Origin of the sequence: Marinobacter sp. ST-43 (genome assembly GCF_030541085.1) — a bacterium.
Classification (GTDB): Bacteria; Pseudomonadota; Gammaproteobacteria; order Pseudomonadales; family Oleiphilaceae; genus Marinobacter; species Marinobacter nauticus.
Genome location: NZ_JASSVO010000001.1, coordinates 581,234 through 594,526 on the forward strand (window position 1 = coordinate 581,234; position 13,293 = coordinate 594,526).

Below are 13,293 nucleotides of genomic sequence, written 5' to 3' on the forward strand. Positions count from 1 at the left end.
GTCAATCAGAGGTCGAATGAGGCCCACACCGGGCAGTGATCGGATGGTCGCTCCATGGCCCGGATATCGTAGGACACACCAGCTGCTTTTGCCTTGGGCAGGAGGCTGTCACTGGCCATGATCAGGTCAATGCGCAGGCCTCGCCTCGGGTCACGCTCAAAGCCTTTGCTGCGATAGTCAAACCAGCTGAAGGTGTTGGCTTCGTCCGGGTGCAGATGGCGGAATACATCGGTAAAGCCCCGTTGTTCAACCTGCCCAAGCCATTCCCGCTCTTCCGGCAGGAAACTGCATTTTCCCGAACGCAACCAGCGTTTTGCATTGTCGGCGCCAATGCCGATGTCGCGGTCTGTGGGCGATATGTTCATGTCGCCCATTACCATAATATGGCCGGGTTTCTTGGCCAATTCGTCCAGGTAGGCCATCAGGTCGGCGTAGAACTTTTCCTTGGCAGGAAACTTTACAGGGTGGTCCCGGCTTTCTCCCTGGGGGAAATAACCGTTGATGACGGTCAGGGGCTCGCCGTTAACGGTGAAATGGCCGGTAATCAGGCGCCGCTGGGAGTCTTCGCCATCGGAGGGGTAGCCTTTGAGGACCTCTTCCGGCTCCGCGCGGGATAACAGGGCAACACCGTAGTGGGTTTTCTGGCCATGAAAGTGAACGTGATAACCGAGCTCGCGAATGGCCTCGACCGGGAATTCCTCATCAGTGACCTTGGTTTCCTGAAGACCGATGACATCCGGATTAAGCTGCTGAATCACGGCTTCGAGCTGATGCAGGCGGGTGCGGATACTGTTCACATTGAACGACACAAACATCATGGGCGCAGAATCTCCGGAAAAATTTTTTCGGAGTTTAACACACCCCAGGCCGGGTGCCGTCTGGCAGCTGCGACCGGATTACCGTGTCAGTTCACAATCCGGCAAGCGGGCAACCTGATAGCGAATGTGGGCAATGTGGTTGGATTCGGCATCTTGCCGGATGTTGGTCAACCCCAGATAGTCGGTCAGTGCGCCGTCTGAGCTATAGCCCAGCACGATGGGATCCACCAGAAACCGTAATACCAGACTTGTGGGGCGGATCTGCACGGTCACCTCTGCGTTCACCTTTACAGAAGTGGCTGGCTCCAGAACAAAACCGTAGTGATCGCCCCGGGTGGGGGCCAGAAACCGGAATTCCACAGACTCGCCTTGTTGGACGCGTTCCCAGTTTGCCCGGACAAAGTAATCAAAACCTGAATCCACCACCAGGCTCTGGTCAAAGGGGACCATGAATTCGCGGGTGTCTCCCGCTGGACTCTGCCAGACGATGTTGAGTGCCTGCTCCTGCGGGTAGGTGATGGTCAAAGCTTCTCCGAATGTCGGCTGGCGGAATTCCAGTTGCGGACGGAATGGGGAGCTATTGTAAGACAGCATTTTGCTGGCAAACTCGTCGCGGCTTTCCGGAGTCCGGTAGGAAACCTGGTGATTAACCGGGGCGAAGACGCCTTCGGAACACGTGCCTTCGACTCGATGATCCTCCTGGTAAAGCACCTTCCCATCCTGTTTGGCTGTACCTGAAAATTCAAATACCTCGCCAGCCACGGGAAACGCGGCTGCTGCCAGGAATACGGTCAGGGCCGTCGAACCAGCGAGTTTCATGTTTCCAGCTCCGTATACAGGGCCTTGCGAATGAACAGCAGCAACGGAAACAGGACGAACCAGCCGACGGCCATGGCGACCAGGGAAACTGTCAGGTCCGGCAGCGCCACTATACCGAGCTGGCTGGCGGACCAATAGGCAAAGGGGCCGGCAATGGGGGCCAGAGCCCACGGCAACCACTGGCGCTGGCCAATCCAGCCCAGGGAATGACACAGGGTGGTCATGAAGATTGCCCAGATCGCGATGAGCCAGGGCGGGGCCGCCAGCACCTCTTCTCCGGAATCCAGGGCCAGCACCCCGGTTCGGAACCAGAATGTATCCATCAGTCCGCCGAGCACCACGCCAAAGCCAATAAACTGCAGTTCGGAAAACCGCTGTTGACTGACCAGAGCAAGATGTAGCCCCAGGAACACCAGGATCAGCCCAACCGTAGCTAGCCCGGGGTACAGCACGCAGGCCAGCCAGCCTGTCTGGAACAGTATAAAGTTCAGCAGGTTACGGGCGTTTTTTGAAGTGATCATACACTCAGAATATTCGCGCGTTTGTTGGCCGGCTTGGCCATGACCAGATGGGCAACGCCAATCGCCCGCTCGCTGAAGCCAGCTTCGCAGTACGCGAAATAGAAATGCCACAGGCGCTGGAAGGCCTGGTCGTATCCCAGCTGTTCCAGTTCCTGACGGCACACCATGAACCGATCACACCAGTCCCTCAGCGTTCGGGCGTAGTGAAAGCCGAAGTCTTCGGCATGGGTCAGTACCAGGTCTGAGCCCCGGTTCATAGAGCCAAGAATAGCGCCAAACGATGGGATAAAGCTGCCGGGGAAAATGTAACGCTGGATGAAATCCACATTCTTCAATGCCCGGTGGTAACGCTGTTCCGGCATGTTAATGGCCTGAATCAGCGCCAGGCCATCCGGCTTCAGCAGGTGGCTGATTTGGGACAGGTAGCTGTCCAGGAACTGGGGGCCAACGGCTTCGATCATCTCGATGGACACCAGTTTGTCGAACTGCCCCTGCAGATCGCGGTAGTCGTCGAACAGCAGCGTAATCTTGTCTTCCAGGCCTTCCGCTTTCACTCGCGCCTTGGTCAGCTCCAGCTGCTCCCTGGAAATGGTAGTGGTGGTGACATGGCAGCCATAGTGTTTGGCGGCGTGAATGGCGAAGCCACCCCAGCCAGTACCGATTTCCACCACCCGGTCCTCCGGCCTTAAATCCAGCTTGCGGCAGATGGTATCCAGCTTGTGAACGGCCGCTTCGTCCAGGGTTGCATCCTCGCGGGGGTAAATGGCGGAGGAATACATCATGGTTGGGTCCAGGAACAGGCGGAACAGGTCATTGCCCAGATCGTAGTGGGCGCTGATGTTCTTGCGGGAGCCTTCCGGGGTGTTGCGGTTCAGCCAGTGCAGTGCCTTGAGTGCGGGCTTGCTGATCCAGGCAAACCGGTCTTCAAACCGGTTCATGGTGTCGATATTGCGGGTAAAGAACCGAAGCAGGGCGGTCAGATCTGGTGAACTCCAGTCACCTGCCACAAACGATTCGGCAGCACCGATGCTGCCACCGGTCACCAGATCCCGCCAGGTGCTGTGGTTGTGGATCACTAACTCGGCCTGCGGATAGCGGTCATCGCCATCACCGAATACGAGGTCCTCACCTCCTGCCTCTCTGATCACCAGCCTGCCATGACCAAGCTGCGCCAGTTGCTGGCAAGCCAGGTGCTTTGCGACACGGCTGATCAACGAAAGCCCCGTGTTTCCGGTGCGCTGGTGTTCAACCGAGGTGTTCAGGTTCTCCATGAGCTTACCCTTCCTGCCGAATCAAATGCGTTGTCTTGTTGTGCCGATGGTTTTTCCGTTACATCCAGCCCCAGATCCTCGGTACCGCGCTGGTAGGCGCTGTCGGTTGCATCGAGTTTGTCCGGGTGGGTGTAAAAGGGGGCCCCTTTGAATTTCAGCTTCAGGGCATTCCAGTAAATACCGGCAACGCCTTTGATGGTTTCCAGGGGAAACCGTCTCAGGCTCCTGTGCAGGGTTTTACGATCAAGAGGGGTGCGTTGGACTACCAGCGTGGCATCAAAATGCTTGCGGCCTTCCTCTTCCACATTCATGTGAACGCGCATGTCCTTGCCGCGAAAACTGAACAGCCACTGGTAGTGCTGATTCATGCCATTAAATGGTGAAACGTGGAAGCGTTTGCTGAAAGCAAAACGCTCGGTGTGCCAGGCGTTATCGGAGCCCGGCCCCGGCTGGGTGCATTCCATGCAGTACACATGGCGCTGTTTCCAGGGGGTGTTGGTAATCTGGGCGACAATCACACGGGGGGTGGCACCGGCGTCTGGCCTGCAGCCCCTTTCATAGCACAGGTAAAAGCTGACCGGATTGAAAATGTAGCCCAGGTAGCGCGGGTGGGTAACCAGCTCTATTGGCCCATCCGGAGCCCAGCCGGTGGCGCTTTTAACCCGGTTGAATACCGCCTGGCGCAGGCTGGGCACTTCCGGGTCAAGGTAATCCCGCCGGTAGAGCCCCAGCCAGTTAAAACGTTCGAGGGAAAAAAACGGACTGGTTCTGGTTACCGTGGACCAGTCGTCAAGGTCGAGGGCGAGCATTCCGATGTTGTAGCTGAACTCATGCTGAACCGGTAGCTTGCGCCGATGCCTTATGGTGCCTTCCAGCCATTCACTGGCCATAATCAGAGCTCCACCCCGAATGCCCGGGTAACTCTCAGTGCGCTGCGCACACCGTCTTCGTGGAAGCCATTGAACCAGTAGGCACCGCAAAAGTGGGTGCGGTTCCGGTTACCGATGTCATCGTAGCGCTCCTGTGCGGCAACGGCGTCCAGAGTGAAGACGGGGTGATCGTATTCAAACCGTTTGATCACCTTTTCCGGATTAATATCCCGGCTTCGGTTCAGGGTGACGCAAAAGGTTTCCGGAGCGTCGTCGAAGTTCTGAAGAACGTTCATGTTGTAGGTTACGGAAACCGGTTGCGTGCTGTGTTCCGGGATCATGTAATTCCAGGCGGCCCAAGCCAGACGGTTCGAGGGCAGTACGCTGGCGTCCGTGTGCAGAACCACGTCGTTCTTCTGGTATGCGATGGCTCCGAGGATGCTTCTCTCATCGTCAGTGGCGTCGTCCAGCATGGCCAGGGCCTGGTCACTGTGGCAGCCGAAAATGACCTGGTCAAAACGATGTTCCTGTCCGTTGGCCACCAGGGTAACGCCCTCCTCATCCCGTTTTACGGAAGTTACCGGGCTGTTCAGATGGGTGCGTTCGCCCAGCTTGTCCATCATCCGGTTTACGTAGGTAGCCGAACCTCCGGAAATCACTCGCCAGGTGGGCCGGTCATCCACAGATAACATGCCGTGGTTGTTAAAAAATTGTAGAAAAAACCGGATTGGGAACTGTTCCAGCACAATCTCCGGCGCAGACCAGATAGCCGCGCCCATGGGGACAATGTAGTAGTTTCGGAAGTACCGGCTGTAGCCGTTGCGGTTCAGATATTCCCCGAGTGTTTCGCCGTCCGGAATCGTGGCGGCGGCCAGGTCGGCACGGGTTTCCTTATTGAACCGGAGAATCTCCCGGATCATTTTCAGGAAATTCAGATTAAACAGATTCCGGCGCTGGGCGAACAGGGTGTTCAGACTGGTGCCGTTGTACTGCAGTCCACTGGCATGGCAGTCCACGCTGAAACTCATGTTGCTCACTTCAGAGGCCACCCCGAGCCGATCCATCAACTTGATGAAGTTGGGGTAGGTCCAGTCGTTGAACACAATAAAACCGGTATTCACCGGCCAGGTGCGACCACCAGCTTCAACCTGTTCCGTGTTGGTGTGGCCTCCGGCATAGTCGCCGGCTTCAAACAGATGCACATCGTGCTTGTCGGCCAGCAGCCAGGCGGCTGTTAAACCTGATACTCCAGCGCCAATCACGGCAATTCGCTGACGTTCCTGATTCATGCAAGGTATTTCCTGTGGTCAAACTTCAATGATCGGTTTTACGGGCCATGGAGGCGGCCATGCGGTCGATGACTCCCTGGGGCAGGGCGGCTAGCAGCTTCAGGGACCAGGTAAAGCGTTTCGGGAACGCGATTTCGTTCCGGCCTTTCTCAAGCCCTGTGCGGATTCGTCTAGCCGCATCCCCGGCTGAGATGATGAACGGCATGGGAAAATCGTTTCGGTCCGTCAATGGCGTTTTGACAAACCCCGGGGATACCACCACCACCCGAATCCCCTCGGCCGCCAGATCAGCTCTCAGTGACTGGGCAAAGTAGGTAAGTGCCGCCTTGGAGGCGCCATAGCCCTCAGCACGCCCGAACGGAAACCACCACGCCGAGGAACTCACAATCACCAGCGTCGCCGGTTTACCTTTGGCACGGGTCGCCCGCAGCGCCGGCAGGGCAAAATCCAGGCAGCGTGCTGTGCCGATCACGTTGGTGGTCACGTTGTTGGCAATGACATCGCTGTTGTAGTCCGCGACTTCCAGATACTCACAGGTACCGGCGTTCAGAATGACCATGTCCAGGTCGCCAAAGTGGTCAAGCTGCGACTTGACCCCCTGCAAGTCATTCTTGCTGGTGGTGTCCGCAGCGGCGGCGGCTATCTGGTTCGGGAAGGTTTGCAACAGCTCATCCAATGGCTCCTGCCGGCGGCCGGTCACAATCAGTTTGTGACCGGCACCGGCGAGTTCGTGAACCAGCGCTTCGCCAATACCGGATGAGGCGCCGGTTAACCAGATGTTGCTGGGTGATGACAGCAATTGGCTCATCCCGCCTGCTCCTTTACCCAACGAATCATCCGGCCCAATACGGGCAGGTTTTCATACAATAGCTGGCCGGCGTCGAAATAGTCCCGGTGATACCGCACTTTCCCGTCCCGGATTTCCAGGTGGCTGATGCCTTCTACAAACACCGGCTTGCCGCCGCGGACACGCTTGTGTTGAAGTTCCATCACCCAGGGCAGGCAGCACCAGCATTCCTGAATGACGGGTTCATGGAAACGGAACTGGCAGCGGATAACGTTGCCGTAGGCGCTCGCCATGTATTCGGTTAGCTGATCAAGGCCATGTACCCGACCAAAAGGATCCTGAAACTCGATATCCTCGCCGTATACCTGCTGGAGCTTGTTGAGATTGCCTTTGTCCAGTGCGTTATACAGCGAACAGAAACGGTCCAGTACCACGGGCAATCCGGAATCCGGTGCCCCGACTTCAATGGCAGAGGCAGACGTCGTCATGAGCGGTTCCTCCTCTTGTGGTCCAGTTTCCGGGTCTCTTTCTGAATATGAGCCGGAATCGGATTGAGATCCCAGATGATGCCCAGCTTGGAAAGCAACCACAGGCCGTACCAGGTGACATCAATTTCGTACCAGCGGAAACCCTGGCGTACCGATTGCGGCCAGCGGTGGTGGTTATTGTGCCAGCCCTCGCCCAGGGTGATCAGAGCCAGCCAGAAATTGTTGCGGCTGTCGTCATCGGTCTCAAACCGTCTTTTACCCCAGACGTGTGACAGGGAGTTGATCGAAACCGTCGCGTGAAAAAGCACCACGGTTGATATGAAGAAACCCCATACCAGGAGCTGAAGCCCGTTGGTGCCGAGCTCGGGCGCCCACAGGGCCAGTGCCTCGCCAAACAGGTAAATAGCGACCGCGAACGCAGCGGGTATCAGAGAGTCAAAACGGTTGATGAACCTGAGTTCCGGGAATTTCAGCCAGTCGCGCACCCTGCGTTCATCCATCGCAAAGCCCGCATCACAGGTGAACCATCCCATATGGGACCACCAGAACCCACCCTGGTGTGGTGAGTGCAGATCCTGCTCGTTGTCCGAGTGTTGGTGATGGTGCCGGTGGTGCGCGGCCCACCACAAGGGACCCCGCTGAGCCGCGCTGGCCCCCAGAATGGCAAATGCGAACTGCGCAGGCCGGCTGGTTTTGAAGGTTTTGTGGGAGAAATACCGATGGTAGAAGCCCGTGATCGCGAACATCCTTACCAGGAAAAACGCAACGGCAAAAACCACTGCGAAAGTACTGACGCCGGTGTAAAGTGCCAGCAAACAGGCAAGGTGGAGAGCGATGAAGGGCAGGACTCGTACCCAGTTAAAGGCTCGGGAGTCCGTATCCAGGTGATCTGATCCAGCTTCGGAATCGAACCATCTCAGAATGTTTGTTAACCAACTATTTACTCGGGTCATATACAACCATGCGTGAAGTAACATCAGACACCACATCAATACGCAGCATCGCGGTTATTGGTTCAGGGCTGGCGGGGCTGACGACCGCAATTCTTCTTGGCGATTCGGGCCATAATGTCCGGGTATTCGAGAAGAGTCGCGGCCCCGGTGGTCGTCTGGCGTCCAAACGCGTGGCGAACGGATCCGCCGATATCGGCGCCCAGTACTTCACGTCCCGTAATCCCGGCTTCACCCGGTTTCTGGATCGCTGGGCCGGGCCCCGGAGCTACCAGAGCTGGAATGCCCGGTTCGGCTATCAGACGGAAGGGGCCAGCTGGCAGGCGTTTCCGGAGGAACACCGGTTTGTTGGTACTCCGCGAATGACGGCCATTTCCCGGGCTCTTTCTGAACACATTACGCTGGCATCCGGTGTTCGAATCGTCCGATTGTCGAAAGAAGATTCGAAATGGCAGCTCACCGGTACCGATGGGCAGCACTACGACGGCTTTGATCAGGTCGTGATCACGGCGCCACCGGCGCAGGCTCAGGAACTGTTGCGGGACAGCGGGCTTGATGCGATGGCGGAAGGGCTGGCTGGACACGTGGGTAATATCCTGCCGTGCTGGGCGGTAGCTGCCCATTTTAATCGCTCCGTTGATTTCCCGTTCGATGCTGCGCGCCCCAACTCGGACGTGTTGTTCTGGGTGGCCAACAACTCCTCCAAACCCGGCCGGGAAGACGAGGGCCAGTGGTGGGTGCTGCACGCCAACCCTGGGTGGACACATGAGCACGTGGATGACGCTCCGGAAAGCATTGCTGAAGCTCTGCTGGCGGAATTCAAGGCACTGACCGGGCATGGGGAGGCTCCGGATGACTGGGTAACTCATCGCTGGCTGTACGCACGCTCGGAAGCCGGCGATAACCCCGGCTATCTGTTCGACCAGAATACTGGCATTGGCCTGGCAGGCGACTGGCTGGCGGGCGGTCGGGTTGAAGGCGCCTGGGAAAGCGCCTCGCAACTGGTGCAGGCAATGGGCCAGAGCTCTGATCAGTAATTGCGGCTACTCAGTCAGGTCGGAGGGAGCTTTTTCTGCGACCTCCGGCCGCCGGTAGAAATGGGTGATGGTGCCGTCGCCGAATTTTGAGAAGAAGGCACTCACCTCGGTGATTTTTCGCAGGCTTCGCTCCCGGGTGATCGGGTTTTTCACCAAGACCTTGATGCCGTTGAAGTTGTCCTGAATGTTCGAGAAGCGAGCCTTCATGGAGCAGGTAACCACGTTGTCCGGGTTAATGCCCAGCTCCGATGCCAGCCAGCGGCTGTGGTTCAGGATTTCGGTCTTGTCCAGATTTTCCCGGGTGTCGACGTGGTCCAGCTTTACCCGGTTCACAATGCAGAACGAGTAGCTCCTGGGCTCCCGGCGGGCCACCTTGCGGAAGGCTTCCCAGAAGAAGTTATCGGTCAGCTCGGCAAACCATTTCATGTTGCTCAGGCAGGTATCCACCCAGTCGAAGCTTTCCGGGTCCTCCAGCACTTCGTTAATGGCCTCCCGCAGCAACCAGTCGAAGCCCAGAGCGGTCTTGTGCGCATATACCTTGCGGTACATCTGGTGGCGGCTGTACACGAAGTCTTCCAGGGCGCCCAGGCCTTTCTGGGTAATCGCAAGCCCCATCCAGGGTTCAGAAACGTCCCAGCCGAACCGCAGGTTGCTCAGCAGGTGATCGAGATTGAAACCGCCGATGGTGACCGAACTGTGGAAGCCGTCCCGCAACATATAATCGGCCCGGTCGGCATCAATTTCCCCCGAAACAATGGATGACAGCAGACCCATCACCAGCTGTGGTACATCCCGGGGCGGGATAGTGCCGGCAATGGCATCATCACCAGCAATAAATTCCCAGAAGGTCTGGGCGTGGCGGCAGAAGGTTTCGCTGGGCGTAACATCGGTGGTTTCCATAATGCCGATGACATCGATAGCAGCCAGCCCGGCGCTCTCCAGATCCACAGACGAGAGTACGTCATGGGCGACTCGAACAGAGTAGTGTTCATGCTCCAGCTCTTCCGGTTCACTGGCGTGGTAGGCCGAATAGTCAACGCCTTCCCACAAATCCCGGAACCGTTCAGGGCGAGACATCAGGTCGCGAATCTTCCGGGCCTGGGTGAACTGATGGGAGAAACTGGAGTGACCGCTGTCGTGCAGCAAGCAGCCAAGCCGGATGGTCTTGGCCAGGTAATCAATGGCATCGAGCTGGCTCAGGCTGAGATCGGTCTGCTCACTCAGCTGCCGTTCCCGAAGGTATGCATCGATCATGGCCCGGAACATCCGTGTGCCCACATGCATCACCCCGATGCTGTGCAGGAAACGGGAATGGGTGGCGCCGGGGAAAACCAGACTCAGAATGTCGTTCTGGCAGATGTTTCGCAAGCGCTGAAACAGTGGATGGTCAATCACCTGGATTTCGTGCCGGTAGAGCGGGATACCGCCATGCACCGGGTCCATGATCAGTTTGTCATAGGCTCCGAGCAGATCGTTAACGGCACGTCTCATGGTTACAATTCTCCCAAAATGATGATTGCGGCCTTGTTATATCACAGGGGCATGCCAGAATAGGCCATATAAAGCCTTTTTTCTTTACCGCTGGTAGTTTAGGGCAGCCAACATGACCTCGCGCACCGAGCGCATTCTGATAATTGACGCCGATGAACAGGCCCGAGCCGATCTGTCCCGTTACCTGGAGGCGCGGGGGTTTTACGTAACTGGTGCAGCGGGGGTAAACGCTGCCCGAGGATTGTTCGACGACAATATCCCGGATGTGATCTTTGCAGATCTCCCTCCAGAGGCGATCAGAGACCTGTCCCGGCGCCTTGATGAAACAGAAAGTTTCACGCCGATAGTGGCCTGCACCAGCAGCCAGTCCAGCGCCGATGTGGTCCAGGCCATGCGGGCCGGAGCCGCCGATGTCGTGCTCAAACCCTGCAATGACGACCGCAATGCACTGGACGACGTTATCGGCAAGTTGTTTGACCGGGTCAGGGTAAACCGCCTGAACCAGTTGTACCGGCAGGAACTGGAAGAAGCCAACCGGGACCTGCGCAACGGTATTGCCGAGCTAAGGGCCGACCAGAATGCCGGTCGCAAGGTGCAGCTAAAAATGCTGCCAGACCATCAGCTCACGCTTTCCGGGCTCAGCGTTGATTACCTCATCAAGCCGTCCCTGTATCTCAGTGGCGATTTTCTCGACTATTTTCGCATCAGTGAAGACAAGGTCCTCGTTTATATCGCCGACGTTTCTGGCCATGGCGCCAGTTCCGCATTCGTTACCGTGTTACTGCGAAACCTCACCAATCGTTTGCAGCGGAATCTTCGGCGTCAGTCCAGTGAAGACATCCTGCACCCGGAACGTTTCCTGGAGCGCATCAACTCAGAGCTGTTGGATACAGGGCTTGGCAAGCATGTCACCGTGTTTGTTGGAATTATTTCAACAACAGAACGTACATTGAGTTATGCGGTCGGAGCGCATTTCCCCATGCCCATCCTGTCGTTTGAAGATGGTGAAACCCGTTTTCTGGAAGGCAGCGGGCTGCCGGTAGGGCTGTTCGAAACGCCGGAATGGGAGCTTTACAAGGTGAAGCTGGACCGACCATTCCGGCTTTTGTTGTTCTCTGATGGCCTGCTGGAAGTGATCCCGGCCAAATCTCTGGATGAAAAGGAGAACAGACTACTTGAACTCGTTTCAGGAGGTAGTCACACTATCGCATCGCTGAGCGACGCTCTGGGGCTGGATAAGATCTCGGAGCTGCCTGACGATATCGCGATAGTATCGGTAACTGATACCATAAACGGGTCAGATAACACGTCGTCGACTTAGTGGCAGTGTGAAAAATGGCTGGTTATAAAATCCTGCAAGCAGAACAGCAGGGAATATACGTCCTGAAGTTTATTGGGGAAATCCGGCTGAACCTGTGTTCGACGCTGGACAATCTGGTTGAGTCCATAACCCGTGATCCGGCATTCAAAACCGTGGTTATCGATCTCACCGAGACCGAAATCATCGACAGCACGACGCTTGGCCTGCTGGCCAAGATTGCGCTGGCGGCGCAGAAACAAAGTCATTTTCTGCCAACGCTGATTTCCACCAACCCCGATATCACCCGCATTATTACGTCCATGGGCTTCGACAAGATTTTCATTATTGTCCGTGAGCCAGCTTCCCGAATTGAAGAACTCGAAGAAATCCCCGTGCTCAAGGCGAGCGAACAGCAGGTTCGCGATAAAGTTCTTGATGCCCATAAAGTACTGATGGGCATGAATAGCCGGAACAGGGAAGAATTCAAGAATCTGGTACGGGCCCTGGAATGCGAGGAAACTGGCTGAAACGCCAGTCCTGCACCGGGCCCGGCCCTGACAGAAACAGAACGGAACGTTTATGCCTGATAACCCGACGCCCGGTAATCACGGGGCGAATTCCTACGATGTGGCAGTACTTGGTGGCGGCAGTTTCGGTACTGCCATGGCAAAAGTACTGGGCGAGAATGGCCACGTTGTGCATTTCTGGATGCGCGATGAAGCACAGGCAGAGGAAATACGCAGCACCCGCATTAACCGCCGGTATATGCCCGCCGTTACCCTTGAGGGTGACATTCAGCCGACAACAGACCTGGCCGATGCGGTGCGCAAAGCGGAGATTGTGCTGGTTGCGATCCCATCGAAAGCGTTTCGGTCGGTCATTCGCGAACACAGCAGCGAATTCCGCGATGGCCAGATCGTCGTCAGCCTGACCAAAGGCATCGAAGAGCACGGTTTTAAATTGATGAGCGAAATCCTGCTGGAGGAGCTTCCCAGGTGTCGCTCCGGTGTTCTGAGCGGGCCGAACCTGGCTGGCGAGATCGTCAACCGGGAACTGACCGCCACCGTGATCGCAGCAAAAGACCCGGATGTGCGCCGCACAGTGCAGGAACTGCTGGGCTGCGAATACTTTCGGGTTTACGCCAATGTTGATGTCTACGGTGTGGAACTGGCCGGCGCACTCAAGAATATCTACGCCATTGTTGCCGGCCTGGCATCGGCCCTGAACATGGGCGAGAACGCGAAAGCCATGCTGATTACCCGTGGCCTGGCCGAAATGAGCCGTTTCGCGGTTAGCCTTGGCGCCAACCCGATGACCTTTATGGGCCTTGCGGGTGTTGGTGACCTGATTGCCACCTGTACCTCCTGCAAAAGCCGGAATTTCCGGGTTGGTTATGCCATTGGCAAGGGCCAGAAGCTGGAAGAAGCCGTGCAGGAGTTGGGGCAGGTGGCCGAAGGTATCTATACCCTGAAACTGGTACGGGAAAAATCTGAGGCTATTGGCATCTACATGCCTTTGGTACGGGGGCTTTACGAGATTCTCTATGAAAGCGCTTCCATCAATGCGGTGATCAACAGCCTGATGATGGCCGTGCAGAACTCTGATGTGGAGTTCATTCTGCCGCGCACCATTACCCAGTGACCCGGGATTGTC

14 protein-coding genes are annotated in these 13,293 nt (G+C 56.8%); 4 read left to right on the forward strand and 10 right to left on the reverse strand.

Annotated elements, in window-relative coordinates; translation table 11 throughout:
• Positions 1-5: 5 nt before the first annotated feature.
• The 9 genes from xthA to QPL98_RS02760 all read right to left on the reverse strand — a co-directional run bounded on the left by xthA (position 6) and on the right by QPL98_RS02760 (position 7,815).
• Complete coding sequence (gene xthA / locus QPL98_RS02720) at positions 6-818, reverse strand: exodeoxyribonuclease III (RefSeq protein WP_014421425.1); 813 nt, start codon at positions 816-818, stop codon at positions 6-8.
• Between the two features lie 78 nt (positions 819-896).
• Positions 897-1,637 (reverse strand): hypothetical protein, encoded by a 741-nt coding sequence (locus QPL98_RS02725; protein WP_153739897.1) that lies wholly within the window; start codon positions 1,635-1,637, stop codon positions 897-899.
• Positions 1,634-2,158, reverse strand: coding sequence for a DUF2878 domain-containing protein (locus tag QPL98_RS02730; protein WP_153739896.1), 525 nt, complete (start codon positions 2,156-2,158; stop codon positions 1,634-1,636). The genes QPL98_RS02725 and QPL98_RS02730 overlap by 4 nt, the downstream gene beginning before the upstream one ends.
• The gene (locus tag QPL98_RS02735) at positions 2,155-3,429 is read right to left on the reverse strand and encodes a cyclopropane-fatty-acyl-phospholipid synthase family protein (RefSeq protein ID WP_153739895.1); all 1,275 of its coding nucleotides are present in this window, start codon (positions 3,427-3,429) and stop codon (positions 2,155-2,157) included. The genes QPL98_RS02730 and QPL98_RS02735 overlap by 4 nt, the downstream gene beginning before the upstream one ends.
• Positions 3,417-4,319: a DUF1365 domain-containing protein gene (locus QPL98_RS02740; RefSeq protein ID WP_153739894.1), complete on the reverse strand. Its 903-nt coding sequence runs from the start codon at positions 4,317-4,319 to the stop codon at positions 3,417-3,419. Before QPL98_RS02740 ends, QPL98_RS02735 begins: the two co-directional genes overlap by 13 nt.
• 2 nt (positions 4,320-4,321) lie before the next feature.
• On the reverse strand, positions 4,322-5,587 hold the full coding sequence (locus QPL98_RS02745) for an NAD(P)/FAD-dependent oxidoreductase (protein WP_303292633.1): 1,266 nt from the start codon (positions 5,585-5,587) through the stop codon (positions 4,322-4,324).
• A 25-nt stretch (positions 5,588-5,612) separates the two neighbouring features.
• Entirely contained in the window at positions 5,613-6,395 is a 783-nt protein-coding gene (locus QPL98_RS02750; protein ID WP_183578393.1) for an SDR family oxidoreductase, read from the reverse strand.
• A complete protein-coding gene (locus QPL98_RS02755) occupies positions 6,392-6,862 on the reverse strand; it encodes a nuclear transport factor 2 family protein (protein ID WP_303292635.1) in 471 nt (156 codons plus the stop codon). Before QPL98_RS02755 ends, QPL98_RS02750 begins: the two co-directional genes overlap by 4 nt.
• Entirely contained in the window at positions 6,859-7,815 is a 957-nt protein-coding gene (locus QPL98_RS02760) for an acyl-CoA desaturase (protein WP_183578390.1), read from the reverse strand. The genes QPL98_RS02755 and QPL98_RS02760 overlap by 4 nt, the downstream gene beginning before the upstream one ends.
• Before the next feature lie 8 nt (positions 7,816-7,823).
• On the opposite strand from QPL98_RS02760, the gene QPL98_RS02765 reads away from it, so the two are divergent.
• Positions 7,824-8,849 (forward strand): NAD(P)/FAD-dependent oxidoreductase, encoded by a 1,026-nt coding sequence (locus QPL98_RS02765; protein ID WP_303292636.1) that lies wholly within the window; start codon positions 7,824-7,826, stop codon positions 8,847-8,849.
• 6 nt (positions 8,850-8,855) lie between these two features.
• Here QPL98_RS02765 and QPL98_RS02770 read toward each other — a convergent pair whose 3' ends face one another.
• Positions 8,856-10,340, reverse strand: coding sequence for an HD domain-containing protein (locus QPL98_RS02770; RefSeq protein WP_011784967.1), 1,485 nt, complete (start codon positions 10,338-10,340; stop codon positions 8,856-8,858).
• A gap of 112 nt (positions 10,341-10,452) precedes the next feature.
• Between QPL98_RS02770 and QPL98_RS02775 the strand changes: the two genes are divergently transcribed.
• From QPL98_RS02775 to QPL98_RS02785, 3 genes are read left to right on the forward strand one after another with little or no spacing between them, the layout of a single operon-like run.
• A complete protein-coding gene (locus tag QPL98_RS02775; RefSeq protein ID WP_121206527.1) occupies positions 10,453-11,661 on the forward strand; it encodes a PP2C family protein-serine/threonine phosphatase in 1,209 nt (402 codons plus the stop codon).
• Between the two features lie 14 nt (positions 11,662-11,675).
• Positions 11,676-12,167, forward strand: a complete 492-nt coding sequence (locus tag QPL98_RS02780) for an STAS domain-containing protein (RefSeq protein ID WP_011784965.1) — start codon at positions 11,676-11,678, stop codon at positions 12,165-12,167.
• 52 nt (positions 12,168-12,219) lie between these two features.
• A complete protein-coding gene (locus tag QPL98_RS02785) occupies positions 12,220-13,281 on the forward strand; it encodes an NAD(P)H-dependent glycerol-3-phosphate dehydrogenase (RefSeq protein ID WP_303292640.1) in 1,062 nt (353 codons plus the stop codon).
• Positions 13,282-13,293 lie beyond the last annotated feature (12 nt).